Consider the following 23,307-nt stretch of genomic DNA (forward strand, 5'->3'; position numbering starts at 1 on the left):
ATGAAGATGGAAAAACTAGTTGCCTATAAACGCATGCCCTTGTGGAATAAACAAACTATGCCTGAAGCTGTTCAGCAAAAGCACAATACCAAGGTTGGGACTTGGGGGAAAATTACTGTCTTGAAGGGAACTCTCAAGTTTATTGAATTGACAGAGGATGGCGAAGTTCTAGCTGAGCATCTCTTTGAAGCGGGGACTGACAATCCAATGGCACAACCACAAGCTTGGCACCGAGTGGAGGCTGTAACAGACGATGTGGAATGGTACTTGGAATTTTATTGTAAACCTGAGGATTATTTCCCTAAGAAATACAATTCTAATCCTGTTCATTCAGAGGTCCTAGAGGCAATGCAGACAGTAAAACCAGGGAAAGCCTTGGATTTGGGTTGTGGTCAGGGTCGAAACTCTCTCTTCTTAGCACAGCAAGGTTTTGATGTGACAGCTGTAGATCAAAATGAATTGGCCCTTGAAATTTTGCAAAGCATTGTGGAGCAAGAAGATTTGGACATGCCTGTTGGTCTCTACGATATCAATTCAGCCAGCATTGGGCAAGAGTATGATTTCATCGTTTCGACAGTTGTTTTGATGTTTTTGCAAGCAAACCGCATTCCTGCAATTATCAAAAATATGCAGGAGAAAACTACTGTTGGTGGCTACAATCTTATCGTTTGTGCCATGGACACCGAAGATTATCCTTGCTCAGTGAACTTCCCATTTACTTTTAAGGAAAGAGAACTAGCGGACTATTACAAGGACTGGGAATTGGTTAAGTACAATGAAAATCCAGGTCATCTGCACCGTCGTGACGAAAATGGCAATCGTATTCAACTACGGTTTGCAACTATGCTAGCCAAAAAGGTCAAATAATTTGAAAGAAGGTTGGGTAGATAATACTCTACCTTTTTCTTTTAAAATCTCATAAAAAATAACTATAAAAGATATTTTTTGCAAAAAAATTGGTAACATTGTTTATTTATGCTATAATAGGAACAATTATTTTTAGGAGGTGCAGTATGTCTTATTTGTTTGAGATATTACCGAGTTTATTGAGCGGTGCAAGCATGACTTTGCAGGTTTTTGCACTGGTCTTGATTTTTTCTATTCCCTTGGGCGTTTTGATTGCCTTTGCCTTGCAAGTCCATTGGAAGCTCCTCCATCATCTGATTAACATTTATATCTGGATTATGCGGGGGACACCCTTGCTCTTGCAATTGATTTTTATCTATTATGTGCTCCCAAGTATTGGGATTCGTTTGGATCGCCTTCCTGCTGCCATCATTGCCTTTGTTCTCAATTATACAGCTTACTTTGCTGAAATCTTCCGTGGTGGGATTGATACCATTCCTAAAGGTCAATATGAGGCTGCTAAGGTCTTGAAGTTCAGTCCTTTTGCCACAGTACGCTATATTATCTTGCCTCAGGTGACCAAGATTGTTCTTCCTAGTGTCTTTAATGAAGTCATGAGTTTGGTTAAGGACACTTCTTTGGTCTATGCTCTAGGAATTTCAGACCTTATCTTGGCTAGTCGAACAGCTGCTAATCGTGATGCTAGCCTGGTTCCGATGTTCTTGGCAGGAGCCATTTACTTGATTTTGATTGGGATTGTGACTATCCTTGCCAAAAAAGTTGAGAAGAAGTACAGTTACTATAGATAGGGGGCTGCTATGTTAGAATTAAGAAATATCAATAAGGGATTTGGTGAAAAGCAAATTTTGTCCAATTTCAGTCTAAAAATTCCTGAAAAGCAAATCCTGGCTATTGTAGGACCTTCTGGTGGAGGTAAGACAACTCTCTTACGCATGCTCGCGGGTCTTGAAACCATTGATTCAGGGCAAATTTTTTATAATGGAGAACCTTTAGAACTGGATGAATTGGAGAAACGAAATCTACTGGGATTTGTATTCCAAGATTTTCAACTTTTTCCTCATTTGTCAGTTCTAGAAAATTTGACCTTATCTCCTGTAAAAACTATGGGAATAGAGCAGGAAGAGGCTGAGAAGAAGGCGTGTGGTCTCCTAGAACAGTTGGGATTGGCAGGGCACGCAGACGCCTATCCATTCTCATTATCTGGTGGGCAAAAGCAACGGGTGGCCTTGGCACGTGCTATGATGATTGACCCAGAAATCATTGGCTACGATGAACCAACTTCTGCTCTGGATCCAGAATTGCGCTTGGAAGTGGAAAAACTAATCTTGCAAAATAGGGAACTTGGCATGACCCAGATTGTGGTTACCCACGATTTACAATTCGCTGAAAATATCGCGGATGAGATTCTCAAGGTTGAGCCCAAGTAGGAGGTGTTGATGACTAATAAGAAAGTTGTTTTAGTATTGGTTTCTCTCCTGACTCTCTTTTTAACGGCATGTACTCAGAAAGCTAGTGATCCAAAGCAGGATAACTGGGATAAGTATCAAGAGCAGGGGACCATTACTATTGGTTTTGACAATACCTTTGTTCCCATGGGTTTTGAAGAAAAGAATGGCCAATATACAGGCTTTGATATTGACTTAGCACAAGCTGTCTCTGAAAAATTAGGTTTTAAGGTTCAATTTCAGCCAATCGACTGGGATATGAAGGAGACGGAACTGCAAAATGGAACCATAGACGCCATTTGGAATGGCTATTCTGCCACTGATGAGCGCCGAGAGAAGGTTGCTTTTAGCATTCCTTATATGGAAAATCAGCAGGTTCTGGTTGCTAAGAAAAGCCAGCAGATTCATTCAGTAGAGGATATGAAGGATAAGACCTTGGGAGCCCAAGCAGGTTCCTCAGGATATTTAGATTTTGAAGCCCAACCAAATTTACTGAAAAATCGTGTCAAAGATCAGAAAGCCAATCAATACCAGAGTTTCAATGAAGCATTAATTGATTTGAAGAATGACCGGATTGATGCTCTGTTAATTGACCGAGTGTATGCCAATTATTATCTACAGTCTGAAGGGTTATTAAATGACTATCATGTTTTTCCAGCTGGTTTTGAAAGTGAATCCTTTGCAGTCGGAGTTAGACCAGCAGACAAAAGATTACTGCAAGCTTTAAACCAAGCTTTTGTTAAACTTTACCAAGAAGGGAAGTTCCAAGAAATCAGCCAAAAATGGTTCGGTGATGATGTGGCAACTAAAGAAGTGAAAAGTAGAGATTGAGTTTTCCTCAGTCTCTTTTTGCATCGAAAAATCCTCTGGCAAGTACCAGAGGATAAGAGATTATTTCATTGTTGGGAAGAGCAGTACATCACGGATAGTTGTTGTATCAGTGAGGAGCATGCAGAGACGGTCAATACCGATTCCCAAACCACCTGTTGGTGGCATACCGTATTCAAGGGCTTCGATATAGTCGTAGTCGATACCCGTTGCTTCATCGTCACCAAGTTCTTTGGCTTTAGCTTGGGCTTCAAAACGGCTAAGTTGATCGATTGGGTCGTTCAACTCAGTAAAGGCATTACCGTACTCCTTAGTCATGATAAAGAGTTCGAAACGGTCAGTAAAGCGTTCGTCTTCAGGATTTTTCTTAGCGAGTGGTGAGACAGCTACAGGATGTCCATAGACAAAGGTTGGTTGGATCAAGGTTTCTTCAACAAACTCTTCAAAGAAGGCATTGATAATGTGACCAACTTCAGTGTAGTGTTTCTCAACTGGAACTTTCTTCTCAGCAGCGATAGCTTTAGCTTCTTCAAAAGTCAAATCTTGCCAGAAGTCTACTCCAGTAATTTCCTTAATAGCATCTACCATGTGAACACGTTTAAATGGTTCATTGATTTTGATTTCAGTTCCTTGATAGTTAACTGGACCATCGCCTTTAACTGATTTAGCAGCGTGTTGGATAATGCCTTCAGTCAAATCCATGATATCTTGGAAGTCTGCGTAAGCTTGGTAAACTTCAATTGAAGTGAATTCAGGGTTGTGAGTAGCATCCATTCCTTCGTTACGGAAGATACGGCCAATCTCGTAAACGCGTTCCATACCACCCACGATAAGGCGTTTCAAGTGAAGCTCAGTAGCAATACGAAGTACCATGTCAATGTTTTGGGCATTGTGGTGAGTAATAAATGGACGGGCAGCAGCACCACCAGCCTCGTTGTGAAGAACAGGTGTTTCCACTTCAAGGAAACCTTTTTGATCAAGGTAACGACGGATTTCAGAGATGATTTTTGAACGAGTTACAAAACGATCAAAGCTTTCACGATTCGAAATCAAGTCCAAGTAACGTTTACGGTAGATAGTTTCAACGTCTGTCAAGCCATGGAATTTTTCTGGAAGTGGACGAAGCGCCTTAGATAGGTGTGTAATGTGAGTAGCCTTGATAGAAAGTTCACCCATATCTGTACGCATGACTTCACCTTCAACACCAAGGAAATCGCCAAGGTCCGCTTTTTTGAAGATTTCATAGTTTTCTTCACCGACAGCATCCTTACGAACGTAGATTTGAATTTGACCTTCGCGGTCTTGAAGGTGGGCAAAGCCGACTTTACCCTTACCACGTTTCGTTACCAAGCGTCCTGCGATAATAGCAGTTTCGTTTTTATCATGTAATTGTTCTTTATCGAGGTCAGCATATTTATCTTTTAATTCTTGTGAATTTGCAGTACGTTCAAAACGTTTTCCGAAGGGATCGATTCCTTGTTCACGGAGTGCAGCCATTTTTTCACGGCGAACGATCTGCTGGTCATTTAGTTCTTCCATATGTTCTGTTGACATGGGATCCTCCTAGTTTTACTCAAAATTGAATACGATGAGTCATTTTTTGCGATACTCCCATTTTATCATAAATAAGCAAGAAATTCACGGATAATCTTTAAAAACTAAAAAGAACTTGACGCTAATACTCTTCGAAAATCTCTTCAAACCACGTCAACGTCGACTTGCCGTATATATGTTACTGAATTCGTCAGTTCTATATACAACCTCAAAGCAGTGCTTTGAGCAGCCTGCGGCTAGTTTCCTAGTTTGCTCTTTGATTTTCATTGAGTATAAAATCAAGTTCTTTTATTGATAGGAAGTATCATTCCAAACTACAAGAGTAAAGTTTTCAAAATCGTCAGTCTCTAAAATGGTTAAACTAGCGTTTGCTAGGCCCCCATCTTTACGAAGAAGGGGTTCTTTATACCCTAGAAGAGTACGAAGGCTAGCAGTGAGATTAGCACCATGACCAACGATAAGGATTCTTTCGGCATCACTTTCTTTCAGAGATTTGATAAATTGAATGGTACGTTGAGTGGTACTATAAAGTGACTCTGCGCCAAACATTTTTGTGTTAAATTTTGCGAGATTAAAACGAAAAGCTTGGATTTGTTTGGGATAAATAGCTTCTAGAGTTGCGATTTTTAAACCTTCTAGTTTACCAAGCTGGCATTCACGAATATTTGGGATACTTTCCAAAGGGCATAATGTTTCAAGTTGACTTTGAATAATTTCCGCCGATTTCCGAGCTCTGGGTAAGTCACTTGCATAAATCTGGTCAAAAGGAATTTCCTTTAAATATTGACCAAGCTTTGTTAGGGTCTGAATAGATTCCTCAAGTAGAGGAGAGTCACCGCTGGCACCTTGAAAACGTCCTTCTTGGTTCCAGAGTGTGCGGCCGTGACGAACAAAGTAAAGTTTCATGACTTGCTCGCCTCCAAAATATCTGCAAAGTCTGCTTTAACAAAGGTGGCTAGTTCTTTTGGATTGATGATGATGCTATGACCAACTTCTCCGGCAGAGACAATCATTTTCTCCAATTTGAGAGCTGTTTCATCAATAAAGATTGGGTAATTGTGCTTCTGGCGAATACCGACAGGATTATTAGCACCGTGAATATAGCCTGTTGTTTTTTCTAAATCTTTTTGTGGAATCATGCTGACCTTTTTATTGCCAGAAATCTTAGCTAATTTTTTTTCAGCAAGGTGTTCTGTTATAGGAAGGATTCCGATGATGGGACCAGTCTTATCTCCAAGTAGAGCAAGAGTTTTAAAAATTTGGGAATGGTCATAACCTTGAGGAAGTTCTCCCTCGAGTGCATTTAATTGAATACCAAGGTGGTGAATTCCAGCTTTTGACAAGATTTGTTCCACTAATGTTTTTTTTATTTTTACTTTTTTTGCCATTATTTATATTTATCCTCCAATTTATTCATCCAAATACCAAGCCAGATGCCAAGAGCAAAGAAGAAGGCAATGAGAACATAACTGATTAAAGAAAGACCAGTGTATTGGATACTTTCAGCATTTCCTGCATTTGGAATCAAAATTAAAAGTGTACTAGAAAGGACAATGCCAATAATAAAATGATAGACACGAGAATGGTAATTGTTTAGAGCATAATCCATTAATTTTGAAAATACGATGAAAGTGGCTACCAATCCAATCCCGATAGGAAGAAAGGTACCAAATAAGTCAAAGGTTTTAAATCCAGCGAGCATAGGAGCATAAAGACCTAGGATCAAAAGTAGATTTGAAGGACTCAAGCCAGGAACCAATATACCTAGTGCAAGTAGAGAACCAGCTAAGATAAAGTTAAGAAAAGATGGATTTAAGGTTCCTACGACAAAGTTTAAGGCGAACAGACCTAGACCAGAAATAACAAAGGTTGCCCAAAACCATATTAAATCGATTTTATCTCTATCAGATTCGCGAGTAGACTCTTTTACTAAACTAGGAACAGTACCAATAATGGCACCAGCAAAACTCCACAAGACATAGACTTGGAAATTTTCAAGTAAATACTCAATCGGGAATGAAAATAAACCAATACCTAAAAGCATTCCAATGGCAACTGGAATAAAATACAGAACATTGTCTTTAAAGTCTTTAAAAGGGTGCGCTAAAAAGGCAATCATTCGTTCATAAATACCTAGTATTGCAGCCAACACTCCTCCTGAAATACCTGGTAAAATAAAACCGAGAGCGATGATAATCCCTTTAATAATTTGCTTTAACCATGAAAACATATGGTTCCTCCAACTATTTCAAATTCAAAAATTCTTATTATATTGTATCACAATATAAAACAAAAATAAAAAGCAAATGACGAACAAATGCTTTTATGGTTTTAAAAAGAGTTTTCTAAAGGTCTCTTCTTTATTCTTTGATGCAGAGATGACATTGATATCTAAATCGTGATCAAAACCTGCAATTTTTCCTCTAGAAGTATACTGGTGAATATCATAGTCTAAATCAGTTTTAGGAGTGGCTTCATAAAATCCAGAGTCTGAACCATAGGAAGGAATCCAAACTGATGAAAATTTTGAAGTATCAATACTGTGTTCTTCCATGAAGTATACACCAACGTAGATACCAATGTTTTTAGCACCTAATGATTCTAGCTTAGCACGGAATGCTTCAACGCCTTCATTCATATCAGACATTGTTTTTTCTTCAACATCTAACCAATAGTAACTTGGATTATATGGTGATGCAGCGTTATAAAAGCTTTCTGCAGCCTTTTCCATTTCTTGGATACTTTTACCTGCTACGTATGCGTAAACACCAACTGGAATATTGCGTTTTTGAAACTCACCTATGTGAGACTCAAATGCCTTATCAAGACCATTAATGTGTGCAGCATCATTTTGCTTCGTAGTCTGTGCCCCACTATGAACACGTACAATAGCAGCGGATATATTTTGTGAGAGTGTGTCATAATTGATTTCTTCGGGACGTTGCCAACCAGATACATCAATGATTGGTTTACTTAACTTTTGCAATGCCAGAGTTTCAATTTGGGCAAGGTTTGATTTTGTTTTTATAGAGTGATCTTCAAAACGAGGTCTATTTAGGATTAAAATGAAAATTATAATCCCGAAAAAACTAAATAAAATAAGTGGATTAATTTTCTTTCTCATACTTCATAATTTTACCTTAAATAAGAAAAAAAATCAAAAAAAACACTTAATATTGTGACAATAAAGGACTTTAGAGCATTTTTTTTATGAATAGAGCGGAATAAATTGAAATATGGTATAATAAAAGTGAATTTCTAGAGAAAAGAGAAAATTATGTCAAATTATGCCATTATTTTAGCAGCGGGAAAAGGTACTCGCATGAAATCTGATTTACCAAAAGTTTTACATAAGGTTGCTGGTATCTCTATGTTGGAACATGTTTTTCGTAGTGTGGGAGCTATCCAACCAGAAAAGACTGTAACAGTAGTAGGACATAAGGCAGAATTAGTTGAGGAGGTCTTGGTTGGACAGACAGAATTTGTAACTCAATCAGAACAACTGGGAACTGGTCATGCAGTTATGATGACAGAGCCAATTCTAGAAGGTTTGTCAGGTCATACCTTGGTTATCGCAGGTGATACCCCTTTAATTACGGGTGAAAGTTTAAAAAATTTAATTAATTTTCATATCAATCATAAAAACGTTGCGACTATTTTAACAGCTGAAACGGATAACCCATTCGGATATGGGCGTATTGTTCGAAATGACAATGCCGAAGTTATGCGAATTGTTGAACAAAAAGATGCCTCTGATTTCGAAAAACAAATCAAGGAAATCAACACTGGAACATATGTCTTTGATAATGAACGATTATTTGAAGCTCTAAAAAATATCAATACCAATAATGCTCAAGGTGAATACTATATTACAGATGTGATTGGTATTTTCCGTGAAGCTGGTGAAAAAGTTGGAGCCTATACCCTCAAAGACTTTGATGAAAGCCTTGGTGTCAATGATCGTGTGGCTCTTGCAACTGCAGAAGCAGTCATGCGTCGCCGTATCAATCAAATGCATATGGTCAATGGTGTTAGTTTTGTCAATCCAGAAGCAACTTATATCGATATTGATGTGGAAATCGCTCCACAAGTCCAACTCGAAGCTAATGTTACCTTAAAAGGACAAACCAAAATTGGTGCTGAAACTGTCTTGACAAATGGTAGCTATGTAGTGGACAGCACTATCGGATCTGGAGCTGTGATAACGAACTCTATGATTGAGGAAAGTAGTGTTGAAGATGGTGTGACTGTCGGCCCTTATGCCCACATTCGACCAGGTTCAAGTCTGGGTGCCCAAGTCCATATCGGTAACTTTGTTGAGGTTAAAGGTTCTTCAATCGGTGACAATACAAAAGCTGGTCATTTAACCTATATCGGAAACTGTGAAGTGGGTAGCAATGTTAATTTCGGTGCAGGGACAATCACTGTAAACTATGATGGGAAAAATAAATACAAGACAGTCATTGGAGACAATGTCTTTGTTGGTTCAAATTCAACCATTATTGCGCCAGTAGAACTAGGTGACAATTCCCTTGTTGGTGCAGGTTCAACCATTACCAAAGACGTACCAGCTGACGCCATTGCTATTGGGCGTGGTCGCCAAGTCAATAAAGATGAATATGCGACTCGCTTGCCACACCATCCTAAGAATCAATAGGAGTTTATCATGGAATTTGAAGAAAAAACCCTTAGTCGAAAAGAAATTTACCAAGGTCCCATTTTCAAACTAGTGCAAGATCAGGTAGAGCTACCTGAGGGCAAGGGAACAGCACAACGAGATTTGATTTTCCACAATGGTGCAGTTTGTGTTTTAGCTGTTACAAACGAAGAAAAGATGATTTTGGTCAAGCAATATCGAAAAGCTATTGAGGCAGTATCCTATGAAATTCCGGCAGGAAAATTGGAAATCGGTGAAAATACAGATCCTATGGCTGCTGCTCTTCGTGAATTGGAGGAAGAAACAGCCTATACCGGCCAGTTAGAACTCTTATATGATTTTTATTCTGCCATTGGCTTTTGTAATGAAAAGTTGAAGCTATATGTAGCAAGTCATTTGACAAAAGTGGAGAATCCTCGTCCCCAAGATGAAGATGAGACCTTGGAAGTTATTGAAGTTAGTCTGGAAGAAGCAAAATCTTTCATTCAAACGGGTCACATCTGTGACGCAAAAACTATTATGGCAGTCCAATACTGGGAATTACAAAAAAACTAAAGGAGGGTCCTATGGGGAAACCTTTATTAACGGATGAAATGATTGAAAAGGCTAATAGAGGAGAAAAAATTTCTGGTCCACCCTTGTTAGACAATGAAGAAACTAAAATTTTATCGACTTCTTCTCGATCTTTTGGTTATGAAAGACCAAAGGGACATGGTTTTAGCCAAGAAACGTTAACGATTGAAGTAGAACCATCTATTCATAAGAGCCGTCGTATCGAAAATACTAAGAGAAATGTTTTTAATTCCAAGTTAAATAAAATCTTATTTACAATTATTTTTCTCTTGATTTTATTAGTGTTAGCCATTAAATATTGGCGTTAGAAAAGGAATTAACATGAAAATTGGAATTATTGCGGCCATGCCTGAAGAACTGATTTACCTTGTCCAGCATTTAGAAAAAGCTCAAGAGGAGCTTGTTTTAGGGAATACCTATCATACTGGTTCAATCTCTTCAGTTGAAGTGGTTTTAGTAGAGAGTGGTATTGGTAAGGTCATGTCTGCTATGAGTGTAGCGATTTTAGCAGATCATTTTCAAGTCGATGCTATTATCAATACAGGTTCTGCAGGGGCAGTAGCAGATGGTATTGCAGTGGGTGATGTGGTCATTGCGGATAAACTTGCTTATCATGATGTTGATGTGACTGCTTTTGGCTATGATTATGGACAAATGGCTCGACAACCTCTTTATTTCGAATCAGACTCAAACTTCATTTCTAAAATAAAAACTAGTTTGTCTCAACTTGAGCAGACTTGGCACCTTGGTTTGATTGCAACAGGGGATAGTTTTATTGCAGGAAATGATAAGATAGAAGAAATCAAATCACATTTTCCAAATGTCTTAGCAGTAGAAATGGAGGGGGCAGCTATCGCTCAGGCGGCTCATTCACTTGACTTACCTTTCTTAGTTATCCGTGCTATGAGCGATAACGCTAACCATGAAGCAAACGTTACTTTTGATGAGTTTATTATTGAGGCGGGACGACGCTCTGCACAAGTACTCTTGGCCTTTTTAAAGGCTTTAGATTAAGTGGAAATTTGACAGTTTTTCTAGCTTATGATAATATTTAAATAACGAAAAGTTAGAAAACGTTTCAGGGGATATTATGAGTATTGAAATGACCGTCAGTGAGATTGCAGAGGTTTTAGGTCTATCTCGCCAAGCAATCAATAATCGTGTCAAGGAATTACCAGAAGAAGACACAGATAAAAATGACAAAGGTGTAACAGTCGTTACCCGTAGTGGCTTGATTAAGCTTGAAGAAATCTATAAAAAAACTATTTTTGAAGATGAACCAGTTAGCGAAGATGTTAAGCAACGGGAACTGATGGAAATTTTAGTCGATGAAAAGAATGCTGAAATCCTTCGTCTCTATGAACAATTAAAAGCCAAGGATCGTCAACTTTCAGAAAAAGATGAGCAAATGCGCATCAAAGACCGTCAAATTGCTGAGAAAGACAAACAACTGGATCAGCAACAACAATTGACTCTTCAAGCCATGAAGGATCAAGAGACTCTGAAGTTAGAGTTAGACCAAGCAAAAGAAGAAGTTCAATCAACTAAGAAAGGCTTTTTTGCTCGTCTATTTGGAGGATAATCGAGGAGCTGTTTAGGTTAATCTTAACCTGATAGCTTCTTTTATTTCTATGATGCATGACCCCAGGAGAAGGATAAAATGGAAAGACTAAAAGATTACATTGCTTTTGATTTAGAATTTAACCAACACGAAGGACAAACACACTTAATTCAGGTATCAGCAGTGCGCTTTCAAGATGGGAAGGAAGTTGCTAGCTATGATTCTTATGTACATACTGAGGTGCCTCTCAAGAGTTTCATTAATGGTTTGACTGGAATTACTGCAGAAACCTTAAAAGATGCTCCATCTGTAGAACAAGTATTGCAGAAATTCCAAGAGTTTGTTGGTTCTTTACCTATTGTAGGTTACAATGCAGCTAAAAGTGATTTGCCTATTTTGTTGGAACATGGAATAGATTATAGTCCACAATACAAGGTGGATCTTTATGATGAGGCCTTTGAACGGAGGAGTTCAGACTTACATGGTATCGCTAATCTTAAACTCCAAACGGTTGCAACTTTTTTAGGTTTTCAAGGTCAGTCACATAATAGTTTAGAAGATGCTCGTATGACGGCGCGTGTTTATGAGTCCTTCCTTGAGTCTGATCAAGCAAAACTCTTATTAGAATCACAAAGTAGCTTATCAAATAATCCTTTTGGTGGATTGGACTTATCACAATTCTTTGATTAGGAGTGCCTATGAAACCAGAAAAACCAAAACTTCTAGGTTTTAAGCAGATTTACTATAACCTAGATAAAATTCTTTTTTTATTTTTCTTAACATTCTTGTTGATAGAGTTTGTTTGGCTACCCTTAAATTCATGGCTTGCAGGACTTTTATTGAGGCAGTCTGGTTATCTTTTTCTTTCGTACAATAATATTTTTGCGATTATTAAAGGCTCTCCCTTGATTAGTTTGGGCTTATTGATTTTGGTGATAATTAATTTGTTGGTTGCTTATTTCCAAATGGGTCTCCTTTTAACCGGAGCTAGACATCTTCTCTATCATGAAAAAAGAACCTTACTCGAATACAGTCATAAGGTCTTTGGTCAAAGTTTTATGATTATGAAAGAAATAACCATTCCCAAGATGACCTTTATTTTCTTTTATGTCATGATGCTCTTTCCCTTTATTAGAAAGATTCTCAAGATTTACTATCTCAATAAAATTGTGATTCCAAAATTTGTTGTTTCTTATGTTGAAGAACGGTATTGGTTGGTCGGTATCATTGTCATTCTTTTGTCGTTGATTATGTTTTACGTCTCGGTACGCTTGATGTTTGCGATACCTCAGCTTCTTTTTGAAAAGAAAACAGTAAGACAAGCAGTTTCTTATAGTATCGAAAAGACAAGGAGACAAAATTGGTTTTATACTTGGAACCTTCTTTGGATTGTGATTAAAACCTATCTGTTTTTCTTTCTCCTTTTAGTGCCAGTTATCCTTAGTCAAACCTTAATGGATGTCCTTACTCAAAGAGAATCCCTGGTTCTTGGAATAATCAACTATGTTTTGATTCGTAATTTTCACTATATGGTTCTGACTTATTTCCTAATCAAGTTTGTTTCTCTGTTAACAGGAGAAGGGCTTGAGATTATTCCTAGGAGAAAAAAAGACCACTGGATGCGATGGGGAGTACTGGGGTGTGCCTGCATCATCTTTTCTATAGAGGGCTATGTTTATCTTGAAGCTCCAGTAGCCCATAAACCTTTGGTTATTTCGCACAGAGGTGTCTCCAATAAAAATGGAGTTCAAAATACAGTCCAATCTTTAGAAAAAACAGCGCAATTGGAACCAGACTTTGTTGAAACCGATGTTCAAGAAACCAAAGACGGACAGTTTGTCATGATGCACGATGCCAATATTTGGGATTTAACAGGTGTGAATGCAAGTTCCCAAGATTTGACCTTGGAAGAATTGACCAAACTTGATATCTCAGAAAATGGGTATCATAGTAAGGTTACAAGTTTTGATGAATATCTTAAAAGAGCCAATGAATTGCATCAAAAACTCTTAATTGAAATAAAGACCAGTAAAAAAGATAAGCCGGATATGATGAAACGTTTCTTAGAAAAGTACGGTGAGACTTTGAAACAAAATGGTCATCAAATTCAATCTTTGGATTATCATATCATTGATCAAGTTCAATCTATTGTCCCTGAAATACCAGCCTACTTTATCCTGCCTTATAATAGTATTTTTCCTAGAACTAATGCTACAGGTTATACGATGGAATATTCAACCTTAGACGAAAATTTTGTCAACAAACTTTGGAATACAGACCAAAAATTGTACGTCTGGACTATTAATAGCTCAGATTCTTTTGATAAATCGATTCATCTAGGAGTAGATGGTATGATAACGGATAATATAGAGCTAGTGCAAGAACTAGTTACGATTGCCCAAGAAGATCCAGAGTATACGGACTTACTCTTAAAGCGGGCCTTAGAGTTTTTTAATTTTTAATAAAATAAAAAGAGGAACAAATGTTCCTCCAAGTTGTAGGCAAGTATCCATTTTGGGTGCTTGCATTTTTTGTTGCCTAGAATGGTAATTTTCCAGCGAAAGCACCCAATTTTTTCTTAGTTGTTTGGTCAATTTCTTCAAGTGCAGCGTTAATAGCTTGAACAGTCATATCAGAAAGAGTTTCGAGGTCTTCTGGATCCACAACTGCAGGGTTGAAGTCGATGCTGACAACCTTTTTATCTCCTGTCAAGGTCGCTTGAACAAGGTCTTGAGCAGATTTACCAACAAACTGCATAGCAGCAAGTTCAGCTTGGCTTTGTTCCATTTGTTTTTGAAGTTTTTGTGCTTGGCGCATCATGTTTTGCATGTTCATCATGGTGATTTTGTTTTCCTTTTCTCTTATTTTCCATATTATTTTATCAATTTTAAGACTAAAAGTCTAATGTTTGTTTAAACTATCACAGATTGAATTTTCAGAAAATTCATTGAAAAATTAGAAATAGCGTGTTTTAATAGAGTGTAAAATTAATTTAGGTTTTCTGAACCGATAGGAGTATACAATGAAAAAACTAGGTTTTGTCCTTTTATCTTCAGCCTTGCTATTGACAGCTTGTGCTACTAACCAAACTAAGCCAAGCAATACGAGTAATTCAGCAAAGGTGACAGCCTTGTCTGAAGACAAGCAAAAAATGCTTGATAAGGCCACTGCTGACTATAAGATTTTTGTGCAAGAGTAAATTGATAAACTGTTGACAGATACGGAAGGTTTTGTCAAACTGTTGAAAGAAGGTAAGTTAGAAGAAGCTAGGAAGGTTTATCCACTGATTCGTATGTCCTATGAGCGTTCAAAACCGATTGCCGAGAGTTTTGCTAAGTCAGATGTCAATATTGACTTCCGTATGGCAGATTATATGGATGAAAACAAGACAGAGGAAGGTTGGTCTGGTTTCCACCGTATCTAACGTATCCTTTGGGAAGACAATATCACTAAAGGAACTGAAAGCTGTGGCGATTAGTTGGTCAATGATATCAAGGAATTGAAAGCCAAGATTGCAACTGTAGATGTGGACTACAAGGTTATGTTGACTGGGGCAGTTGACTTGCTTAATGAAGTGGCAACAAGCAAGATTACAGGTGAAGAGGAAATTTATTCTCATGCAGACTTGTATGACTTTCGTGCCAATATCGAGGGAGTAGAGAAGATTTTCCAACTTTTTAAACATTTACTTGAAAAATCAGACGCTAATCTAGTTAAAGAATTGGAAGCTGATTTCAAATCTGTTAATAGCTTGTTGGACAAACACATGACCGACAAGGAACACTACAAACTCTATACTGATTTGACAAAAGAAGATACTAAAGAATTATCAGAAGCTGTGACAAAGCTTGGTGAACCTCTGTCACAAATGGGTAAATTTCTTAGTGGAGAATAAGAGTCATGACTGATAAAGATGAAAAGTTTTTTGAGAAGAAAATGGACCGTCGAGAATTTCTAAAAAAGGCAGGGTTTGGAGGGGCTAGTTTAGCGCTAGGACTCTCTGGTGCTTCTGCTTTTTTCGCACCTAAGCTAGGAAGTCAGGAAAAAATCTCGTACGGAAATGAAAATCAGGACAAGGAAGACTAGATTTTTTCTCAACCATTTTAGAATACAAAGTTAGGACTTAAATCAGTTCAAGCCGATTTAAGTCCTATTTTTTGTATAGTTGGAATTTTCTTTAAGTTTTTTTTAAGGAAACTATATTATTCTGAAGAACTCTAAAATTTCACAGTCATATCTATGTAATAACGATAGAATTCCTCGTAATTACTGTGATTTGATGGATAAAAACAATAAATGAATTGCTATTCTAGAACGGGAAGTCTGCAATTTTTGTTAGATAGGTCTAGATTGTGGTATAATAGAGAGAAATAGTTTTTTTGTATGATAAAGGAGAAAATAGATGATATATGCTGGAATTCTTGCCGGTGGAACTGGTACGCGCATGGGAATCAGTAATTTACCCAAACAATTTTTAGAGCTAGGTGATCGGCCTATCTTGATTCACACAATTGAAAAATTTGTTTTAGAACCAAGCATTGAAAAAATTGTAGTTGGAGTTCATGGTGATTGGGTTTCTCATGCAGAGGATCTTGTAGATAAATATCTTCCTCTTCATAAGGATCGAATTATCATTACAAAAGGTGGATCTGACCGCAACACAAGTATTGAGAAAATCATTGAAGCCATTGATGATTATCGTCCGCTTACTCCAGACGACATCGTTGTTACCCATGATTCTGTCCGTCCTTTTATCACACTTCGCATGATTCAAGATAATATCAAACTAGCGAAAGAACATGACGCTGTAGATACAGTAGTAGAAGCGGTGGATACTATTGTGGAAAGTACCAATGGTCAATTCATCACAGATATTCCAAATCGTGCACACCTTTATCAAGGCCAAACACCACAGACTTTCCGTTGTTTAGACTTTATGGATTTGTATGGTTCCCTTTCGAATGAAGAAAAAGAAATTCTGACAGATGCTTGTAAGATTTTCGTTATAAAAGGAAGAGATGTAGCCTTGGCTAAGGGTGAATACTCTAATCTTAAAATCACAACTGTAACAGATTTGAAGATTGCTAAAAGTATGATTGAGAAAGACTAGAGAAATGATTAATCAAGTTTATCAACTAACTAAGCCTAAATTTATCAATGTGAAATATCAGGAAGAAGTGATAGATCAGGAAAATCATATCCTTATCCGTCCAAACTATATGGCGGTTTGTCATGCAGATCAGCGTTATTATCAAGGAAAACGTGATCCCAAGATCTTATCTAAAAAACTTCCCATGGCTATGATTCATGAATCCTGTGGAACGGTCATTTCAGATCCAACAGGAACTTACAAGGTTGGACAAAAGGTTGTCATGATTCCTAATCAACCTCCTATGCAAAGCGACAAGGAGTTTTATGAGAACTACATGACAGGAACTTATTTCTTGTCTAGTGGTTATGATGGATTCATGCGAGAATTTGTTTCTCTTCCTAAAGATCGTGTGGTAGCATACAATGATATTGAAGATACTGTTGCAGCTATTACGGAATTTGTAAGTGTTGGTATGCATGCTATGAATAGATTTTTGACTTTAGCTCATAGCAAACGGGAGCGAATCGCCGTCATAGGTGATGGTAGTTTGGCCTTCGTTGTTGCAAATATTATTAACTATACACTTCCAGAAGCAGAGATTATTGTTATTGGTCGTCATTGGGAAAAATTGGAACTCTTCTCGTTTGCGAAAGAGTGCTATATTACAGATATGATTCCTGAGGATTTGACTTTTGACCATGCTTTTGAGTGCTGTGGTGGCGATGGTACTGGACCCGCAATTAATGATTTGATTCGTTATATTCGCCCACAAGGAACTATCCTAATGATGGGAGTCAGTGAATACAAAGTTAATATTAATACACGCGATGCCCTTGAAAAAGGCTTACTCTTAATTGGATCATCACGTTCTGGTCGAATCGATTTTGAAAAAGCTATCCAGATGATGGAAGTTAAGAAATTTGCCAATCGTCTAAAAAATATCCTTTATCTAGAAGAACCTGTAAGAGAAATCAAAGATATTCACCGTGTCTTTGCTACTGATTTAAATACTGCTTTTAAAACAGTATTTAAGTGGGAAGTGTAAGATTTGGAGGTTAATTGTGGAGAAAATCATTAAAGAAAAAATTTCTTCCTTACTTAGTGAAGAAGAGGAAGTCCTCAGTGTTGAACAACTTGGGGGTATGACTAACCAAAACTATTTAGCTATAACAAGCAAGAAGCAGTACATTGTTAAATTTTTTGGTAAGGGAACAGACAAGCTCATCAATCGTCAAGATGAAAAGTATAATCTTGAACTGTTGAAGGATTTAAACCTAGATGTAAAAAATTATCTTTTTGATATTGAAGCTGGTATAAAAGTAAATGAGTATATCGACTCTGCTATTACACTTGATGCAACTTCAATTAAGACAAAATTTGATAAAATTGCTCCTATTTTACAAACTATTCATGCTTCAGGCAAAGAACTAAGAGGAGAATTTGTTCCATTTGAGGAAATCAAAAAATATGAATCCTTAATTGAAGGTAGCCTTCCCTATCCTAATTATGAAGAAGTTAGAAGAAAAGTTTTTTCACTAGAGAAACGCTTAAATGATTTGGGGATTAACAAAAAATCTTGTCATATTGATTTGGTTCCTGAAAACTTTATCGAGTCCCCTCAAGGTCGTTTGTATTTGATTGACTGGGAATATGCCTCTATGAATGATCCTATGTGGGATTTAGCAGCCCTCTTCTTAGAGTCTGATTTCACAAGTCAAGAAGAAGAAACCTTCCTTAGTTATTATGAGAGCAATGAAACCCCCGTATCTCGTGAAAAAATTCGCATTTATAAAATTTTACAAGATACCATTTGGAGTTTGTGGACTGTTTATAAGGAAGAACAAGGGGCTGATTTTGGTGATTATGGAATTGACCGTTATCAAAGAGCGGTTAAAGGTTTAGTATATTATGGAGGAACTGATGAAAAATAAGAATGGTGTTTCTTTTGGTCTTCTTTCAGGTGTTTTCTGGGGGCTAGGACTGACTATTAGTGCAATTATCTTCTCTATTTTTACAGATTTGTCTCCCTTTGTGGTAGCTGCAGCTCATGATTTTTTAACAATCTTTATCTTGTTAGCTTTTCTTTTAATTAGAGAAGGGAAAGTTCGCTTATCAATTTTTACTAACATTCGAAATGTTAGTGTTATAATTGGAGCGCTCTTAGCTGGACCTATTGGAATGCAGGCTAATCTTTATGCAGTTAAATATATAGGTAGTTCCTTAGCTTCTTCAGTTTCAGCCATCTATCCTGCAGTTTCTGTGTTACTAGCCTTCTTCTTTTTAAAGCATAAGATTTCAAAAAATACAGTATTTGGTGTCTTTTTAATCATTGCAGCGATTATTGCCCAGACTTATAAGGTAGAACAAGTGAATTCGTTTTATATTGGAATTCTTTGTGCCTTAGTCTGTGCTATTGCTTGGGGTAGTGAAAGTGTCTTAAGCTCCTTTGCCATGGAAAGTGAATTAAGTGAGATTGAAGCCCTTTTAATCCGGCAAGTAACTTCTTTCTTATCCTATCTAGTAATTGTACTATTCTCTCATCATACATTTGGAGAAGTAGCTAATCTACAATTATTGGGACTAATGCTTGTCTTCGCTACATTCAATATGATTTCTTACTTGGCTTACTATATTGCTATTAATCGTTTGCAACCTGCTAAGGCAACGGGATTGAATGTTAGTTACGTAGTTTGGACAGTATTATTCTCAGCCCTTTTCTTGGGGACACCTCTTGATTGGCTGACAATTATTACATCACTTGTAGTGATAGCTGGTGTTTATATTATTATTAAAGAATAAAGGAGATTCGAGTGAAAGCAATCATTTTAGCGGCGGGATTGGGAACTCGTCTGCGTCCTATGACGGACAATACCCCAAAAGCCTTGGTGAAAGTAAATCAAAAACCCTTAATAGAATATCAGATTGAGTTTCTTAAAGAAAAAGGAATCCATGATATAATTATTGTTGTAGGTTATTTGAAAGAACAATTTGACTATTTGAAAGAAAAGTATGGTGTTCGACTTATCTTTAATGACAAATATGCTGATTATAATAACTTTTATTCTCTTTATATAGTAAAAGAGGAGTTGGCCAATAGTTATGTTATTGATGCTGATAATTATCTTTTTAAGAACATGTTCCGCAATGATTTGACTCGCTCAACATACTTTAGTGTCTATCGTGAAGACTGTACCAATGAATGGTTCTTAGTTTATGGAGATGACTACAAGGTTCAAGATATTATTGTTGATAGCAAAGCTGGTCGTATTTTAAGTGGTGTTTCTTTCTGGGATGAATCGACTGCAGAAAAGATTGTCAGCTTTATCGATAGAGCATACGAAAGCGGTGAATTCGTAGACTTATATTGGGACAATATGGTTAAGGATAATATCAAGGAATTAGATGTCTATGTTGAAGAATTAGAAGGCAATAGCATCTATGAAATCGATAGTGTCAAAGATTACCATAAATTAGAAGAAATTCTAGCAAATGAAAATTAAATTTTTCAGCATCTGACAAAATTGTTGGATGTTTTTATTTTTTTACGAATAAATAAATGAATAGAAAAAGAATTGGAGTAAGTTATGAAAATTACAAACTATGAAATTTATAAATTAAGAAAATCAGGGTTAACTAATCAGCAAATTCTGACTGTCTTAGAATATGGAGAAAGTTTTGATCAGGAACTTTTATTGGGAGACATAGCTGAGGTTTCAGGTTGCCGTAATCCGGCTGTGTTTATGGAACGCTATTTTCAGATAGATGATGCACATCTGGAGAAAGAATTTAATAAATTCCCTTCATTTTCAATTCTTGATGATTGTTACCCTTTTGATTTATGTGAAATATATGATGCACCTGCTCTCTTATTTTATAAAGGAAATCTAGATCTCTTAAAATTACCTAAGGTCGCAGTTGTAGGTAGTAGAGACTGCAGTAGCCAGGGAGCCAAAGCAGTTCAAAAAGTTATTCAGGGATTGGAAAATGAATTGGTTGTTGTTAGTGGTTTAGCCAAGGGAATCGATACAGCTGCTCACATGGCTGCCTTGAAACACGGTGGAAAGACAATAGCAGTCATTGGGACTGGGCTGGATGTTTTTTATCCAAGATCCAACAAACGCTTGCAAGAATATATTGCTAATGATCATTTGATTTTAAGTGAGTATGGACCTAGTGAACAACCTCTTAAATTTCATTTTCCAGCTCGCAACAGAATTATTGCTGGACTCTGTAGAGGTGTCATTGTAGCAGAAGCTAAGATGCGCTCTGGAAGTTTAATAACTTGTGAACGAGCTATGGAAGAAGGAAGAGACGTCTTTGCTATACCTGGTAGCATTTTAGACGGCCGATCAGATGGCTGCCATCATTTAATCCAAGAAGGTGCAAAATTAGTTACTAGTGGGAAAGATGTCCTATCTGAGTTTGAATTTTAAGGATAAAAAGGAAGTTTAAAGAAAGTTTTCTTCTATATATAGGTGCTAAGTCTTGACAGGTTATTAAAAATGGTTTACACTTTATAAAGTTTATTACTTTGAAAAGGTGTGGTAATGTGGCTACGGCAACAAAAAAGAAAAAATCAACAGTTAAGAAAAATTTAGTCATCGTGGAGTCTCCTGCTAAGGCTAAAACGATTGAAAAATATTTAGGTAGAAATTATAAGGTTTTAGCCAGTGTCGGTCATATCCGTGATTTGAAAAAATCAAGCATGTCCGTTGACATTGAAAATAACTATGAACCGCAATATATCAATATTCGTGGGAAAGGTCCTCTGATTAATGATCTAAAAAAAGAAGCTAAAAAAGCTAATAAAGTCTTTCTTGCTAGTGACCCGGATCGTGAAGGAGAAGCAATTTCTTGGCATTTGGCCCATATTCTTGATTTGGATGATAATGATGCAAATCGTGTTGTATTCAATGAAATTACCAAGGATGCCGTTAAAAATGCCTTTAAAGAGCCCCGCAAGATTGATATGAATTTGGTTGATGCCCAACAGGCTCGTCGTGTCTTAGACCGCTTGGTAGGTTATTCCATCTCTCCTATTTTGTGGAAAAAGGTTAAGAAGGGGTTATCAGCTGGGCGCGTGCAGTCAGTTGCCCTCAAGCTTATCATTGATCGAGAGAATGAAATCAATGCCTTTCAACCTGAAGAATATTGGACCATTGATGGGGTTTTTAAAAAGGGAAGCAAGCAATTTCAAGCTTCTTTCTATAGCGTAAATGGCAAGAAGAAAAAATTGACTACTAACGAAGAAGTCAAGGAAGTCTTGTCTCACCTGACTAGTAAGGAATTTACAGTAGATCAGGTAGATAAAAAGGAGCGCAAACGAAATGCTCCACTACCATATACAACGTCTACTATGCAGATGGATGCTGCTAATAAAATCAATTTCCGAACGCGTAAGACCATGATGGTTGCTCAACAGCTATATGAAGGGATTAATATTGGTTCAGGTGTCCAAGGTTTAATCACCTATATGCGTACCGATTCAACTCGTATCAGTCCAGTAGCGCAGAATGAAGCAGCTAGTTTCATTAATGATCGTTTTGGAAGTAAGTATGCTAAGCATGGAAGTAAGGTCAAAAATGCTTCAGGTGCTCAAGATGCCCACGAAGCTATCCGCCCATCAAGTGTCTATCATACTCCAGAAAGTATTGCTAAGTATTTAAATAAAGACCAGCTAAAGCTATACACGCTCATATGGAATCGTTTTGTTGCTAGTCAGATGACAGCTGCTATTTTTGATACAATGGCTGTTAAACTCTCTCAAAATGGTGTGCAGTTTGCTGCCAATGGTAGCCAGGTTAAGTTTGATGGCTATCTTGCTATCTATAATGATTCTGACAAGAATAAGATGTTGCCAGATATGGTTGTTGGAGATGCGGTTAAGCAGGTAAATAGCAGACCAGAACAACATTTTACTCAACCGCCAGCACGTTATTCTGAAGCAACACTAATCAAGACCTTGGAGGAGAATGGAGTTGGACGTCCTTCAACCTATGCACCAACCATTGAAACTATTCAGAAACGTTATTATGTTCGACTTGCAGCCAAACGTTTTGAACCGACAGAGTTGGGAGAAATTGTCAACAAGCTCATCATTGAATATTTCCCTGATATCGTAAACGTGACCTTTACAGCTGAAATGGAAGGTAGACTTGATGATGTCGAGGTCGGAAAAGAGCAGTGGCAACGTGTCATTGATGCCTTTTACAAACCCTTCTCTAAAGAGGTTGCTAAGGCTGAAGAAGAAATGGAAAAAATCCAGATCAAAGATGAACCAGCTGGATTTGACTGTGAAGTGTGTGGTAGTCCAATGGTCATTAAGCTGGGCCGTTTTGGTAAATTCTATGCATGCAGTAATTTCCCAGATTGTCGTCATACACAAGCGATTGTCAAGGAGATTGGTGTTGAGTGTCCAAGCTGTCATCAGGGACAAATCATCGAGCGTAAAACCAAACGTAATCGTATTTTCTATGGATGTAATCGCTATCCAGAATGTGAATTCACCTCTTGGGACAAGCCAGTTGGTCGTGATTGTCCAAAATGTGGTCACTTCCTCATGGAGAAAAAAGTCCGTGGTGGTGGCAAGCAGGTTGTTTGTAGCAAGGGTGATTACGAAGAAGAAAAGATTAAATAAGACGAGAGTCCTGAAAATGAATTTCAGGCTCTTTTTGGGTTAGAACTTGACAAAATTCATCATTGTATGCGAAACTAGAATAAAATTATTGTA

Annotated in this window: 24 protein-coding genes and 2 pseudogenes; 20 read left to right on the plus strand and 6 right to left on the minus strand. The window is 37.3% G+C overall.

Going from position 1 to position 23,307, the window contains the following annotated elements; all coding sequences use genetic code 11:
* The first annotated feature begins 6 nt into the window (after positions 1-6).
* From tehB to HMPREF1117_RS07415, 4 genes are all read left to right on the plus strand, one after another.
* Positions 7-867, plus strand: a complete 861-nt coding sequence (gene tehB / locus HMPREF1117_RS07400; protein ID WP_000413771.1) for an SAM-dependent methyltransferase TehB — start codon at positions 7-9, stop codon at positions 865-867.
* Between the two features lie 146 nt (positions 868-1,013).
* Positions 1,014-1,655: an amino acid ABC transporter permease gene (locus tag HMPREF1117_RS07405; protein ID WP_000120836.1), complete on the plus strand. Its 642-nt coding sequence runs from the start codon at positions 1,014-1,016 to the stop codon at positions 1,653-1,655.
* Positions 1,656-1,664: 9 nt separating this feature from the next.
* Positions 1,665-2,294 carry an amino acid ABC transporter ATP-binding protein gene (locus tag HMPREF1117_RS07410; RefSeq protein WP_000891751.1) on the plus strand — a complete coding sequence of 210 codons (630 nt, stop codon included), beginning with the start codon at positions 1,665-1,667 and terminating at the stop codon, positions 2,292-2,294.
* Between the two features lie 9 nt (positions 2,295-2,303).
* The gene (locus HMPREF1117_RS07415; protein ID WP_000182532.1) at positions 2,304-3,143 is read left to right on the plus strand and encodes an amino acid ABC transporter substrate-binding protein; all 840 of its coding nucleotides are present in this window, start codon (positions 2,304-2,306) and stop codon (positions 3,141-3,143) included.
* Between the two features lie 60 nt (positions 3,144-3,203).
* Here the strand turns inward: HMPREF1117_RS07415 and lysS are convergent, their stop codons facing one another.
* The 5 genes from lysS to HMPREF1117_RS07445 all read right to left on the minus strand — a co-directional run bounded on the left by lysS (position 3,204) and on the right by HMPREF1117_RS07445 (position 7,818).
* Complete coding sequence (lysS, locus tag HMPREF1117_RS07420; protein WP_000102446.1) at positions 3,204-4,694, minus strand: lysine--tRNA ligase; 1,491 nt, start codon at positions 4,692-4,694, stop codon at positions 3,204-3,206.
* Positions 4,695-4,982: 288 nt separating this feature from the next.
* Entirely contained in the window at positions 4,983-5,600 is a 618-nt protein-coding gene (locus tag HMPREF1117_RS07430; RefSeq protein ID WP_000780806.1) for a histidine phosphatase family protein, read from the minus strand.
* Positions 5,597-6,082 (minus strand): aminoacyl-tRNA deacylase, encoded by a 486-nt coding sequence (locus HMPREF1117_RS07435; RefSeq protein ID WP_001085892.1) that lies wholly within the window; start codon positions 6,080-6,082, stop codon positions 5,597-5,599. The genes HMPREF1117_RS07430 and HMPREF1117_RS07435 overlap by 4 nt, the downstream gene beginning before the upstream one ends.
* Positions 6,082-6,924: a DUF368 domain-containing protein gene (locus HMPREF1117_RS07440; protein WP_000493313.1), complete on the minus strand. Its 843-nt coding sequence runs from the start codon at positions 6,922-6,924 to the stop codon at positions 6,082-6,084. The genes HMPREF1117_RS07435 and HMPREF1117_RS07440 overlap by 1 nt, the downstream gene beginning before the upstream one ends.
* 93 nt (positions 6,925-7,017) lie before the next feature.
* Positions 7,018-7,818: a GH25 family lysozyme gene (locus HMPREF1117_RS07445; RefSeq protein WP_001227598.1), complete on the minus strand. Its 801-nt coding sequence runs from the start codon at positions 7,816-7,818 to the stop codon at positions 7,018-7,020.
* Between the two features lie 153 nt (positions 7,819-7,971).
* Here HMPREF1117_RS07445 and glmU point away from each other — a divergent pair, with 153 nt between their 5' ends.
* From glmU to HMPREF1117_RS07480, 7 genes are all read left to right on the plus strand, one after another.
* A complete protein-coding gene (gene glmU, locus HMPREF1117_RS07450) occupies positions 7,972-9,351 on the plus strand; it encodes a bifunctional UDP-N-acetylglucosamine diphosphorylase/glucosamine-1-phosphate N-acetyltransferase GlmU (RefSeq protein WP_000073748.1) in 1,380 nt (459 codons plus the stop codon).
* A 9-nt stretch (positions 9,352-9,360) separates the two neighbouring features.
* Positions 9,361-9,906 carry an NUDIX hydrolase gene (locus HMPREF1117_RS07455; protein ID WP_000393821.1) on the plus strand — a complete coding sequence of 182 codons (546 nt, stop codon included), beginning with the start codon at positions 9,361-9,363 and terminating at the stop codon, positions 9,904-9,906.
* Positions 9,907-9,917: 11 nt separating this feature from the next.
* Entirely contained in the window at positions 9,918-10,232 is a 315-nt protein-coding gene (gene macP / locus HMPREF1117_RS07460; RefSeq protein WP_000517858.1) for a cell wall synthase accessory phosphoprotein MacP, read from the plus strand.
* A 13-nt stretch (positions 10,233-10,245) separates the two neighbouring features.
* The gene (locus HMPREF1117_RS07465; protein ID WP_000689797.1) at positions 10,246-10,938 is read left to right on the plus strand and encodes a 5'-methylthioadenosine/adenosylhomocysteine nucleosidase; all 693 of its coding nucleotides are present in this window, start codon (positions 10,246-10,248) and stop codon (positions 10,936-10,938) included.
* A 76-nt stretch (positions 10,939-11,014) separates the two neighbouring features.
* A complete protein-coding gene (gene rocS / locus HMPREF1117_RS07470) occupies positions 11,015-11,506 on the plus strand; it encodes a chromosome segregation protein RocS (protein WP_000021244.1) in 492 nt (163 codons plus the stop codon).
* Between the two features lie 78 nt (positions 11,507-11,584).
* Positions 11,585-12,175 (plus strand): 3'-5' exonuclease, encoded by a 591-nt coding sequence (locus HMPREF1117_RS07475; protein WP_000440289.1) that lies wholly within the window; start codon positions 11,585-11,587, stop codon positions 12,173-12,175.
* Positions 12,176-12,183: 8 nt separating this feature from the next.
* Complete coding sequence (locus HMPREF1117_RS07480) at positions 12,184-13,947, plus strand: glycerophosphoryl diester phosphodiesterase membrane domain-containing protein (RefSeq protein ID WP_000801734.1); 1,764 nt, start codon at positions 12,184-12,186, stop codon at positions 13,945-13,947.
* A 76-nt stretch (positions 13,948-14,023) separates the two neighbouring features.
* On the opposite strand, the gene HMPREF1117_RS07485 is transcribed toward HMPREF1117_RS07480, so the two are convergent.
* A complete protein-coding gene (locus tag HMPREF1117_RS07485; protein WP_000981525.1) occupies positions 14,024-14,323 on the minus strand; it encodes a YbaB/EbfC family nucleoid-associated protein in 300 nt (99 codons plus the stop codon).
* A 184-nt stretch (positions 14,324-14,507) separates the two neighbouring features.
* Between HMPREF1117_RS07485 and HMPREF1117_RS11640 the strand changes: the two are divergent.
* From HMPREF1117_RS11640 to topA, 9 genes and pseudogenes are all read left to right on the plus strand, one after another.
* A pseudogene (locus tag HMPREF1117_RS11640) lies at positions 14,508-15,380 on the plus strand (EfeM/EfeO family lipoprotein).
* Between the two features lie 5 nt (positions 15,381-15,385).
* Positions 15,386-15,550, plus strand: a pseudogene (locus HMPREF1117_RS07500) (twin-arginine translocation signal domain-containing protein); the annotation flags it as partial.
* 337 nt (positions 15,551-15,887) lie between these two features.
* Entirely contained in the window at positions 15,888-16,595 is a 708-nt protein-coding gene (locus HMPREF1117_RS07505) for an IspD/TarI family cytidylyltransferase (protein WP_000638491.1), read from the plus strand.
* A 4-nt stretch (positions 16,596-16,599) separates the two neighbouring features.
* Positions 16,600-17,622 (plus strand): ribitol-5-phosphate dehydrogenase, encoded by a 1,023-nt coding sequence (locus HMPREF1117_RS07510; RefSeq protein WP_000610165.1) that lies wholly within the window; start codon positions 16,600-16,602, stop codon positions 17,620-17,622.
* A 16-nt stretch (positions 17,623-17,638) separates the two neighbouring features.
* Positions 17,639-18,508 (plus strand): phosphotransferase family protein, encoded by an 870-nt coding sequence (locus HMPREF1117_RS07515; RefSeq protein ID WP_000411196.1) that lies wholly within the window; start codon positions 17,639-17,641, stop codon positions 18,506-18,508.
* Positions 18,498-19,376, plus strand: coding sequence for a DMT family transporter (locus tag HMPREF1117_RS07520; RefSeq protein WP_000791848.1), 879 nt, complete (start codon positions 18,498-18,500; stop codon positions 19,374-19,376). Before HMPREF1117_RS07515 ends, HMPREF1117_RS07520 begins: the two co-directional genes overlap by 11 nt.
* Positions 19,377-19,387: 11 nt before the next feature.
* A complete protein-coding gene (locus tag HMPREF1117_RS07525; protein WP_000643945.1) occupies positions 19,388-20,077 on the plus strand; it encodes a sugar phosphate nucleotidyltransferase in 690 nt (229 codons plus the stop codon).
* An 84-nt stretch (positions 20,078-20,161) separates the two neighbouring features.
* Positions 20,162-21,010: a DNA-processing protein DprA gene (dprA, locus tag HMPREF1117_RS07530; RefSeq protein WP_000705344.1), complete on the plus strand. Its 849-nt coding sequence runs from the start codon at positions 20,162-20,164 to the stop codon at positions 21,008-21,010.
* A 116-nt stretch (positions 21,011-21,126) separates the two neighbouring features.
* A complete protein-coding gene (gene topA / locus HMPREF1117_RS07535; RefSeq protein WP_000179621.1) occupies positions 21,127-23,214 on the plus strand; it encodes a type I DNA topoisomerase in 2,088 nt (695 codons plus the stop codon).
* Positions 23,215-23,307 lie beyond the last annotated feature (93 nt).

This window comes from Streptococcus sp. SK643, from assembly GCF_000259505.1.
GTDB lineage: Bacteria > Bacillota > Bacilli > Lactobacillales > Streptococcaceae > Streptococcus.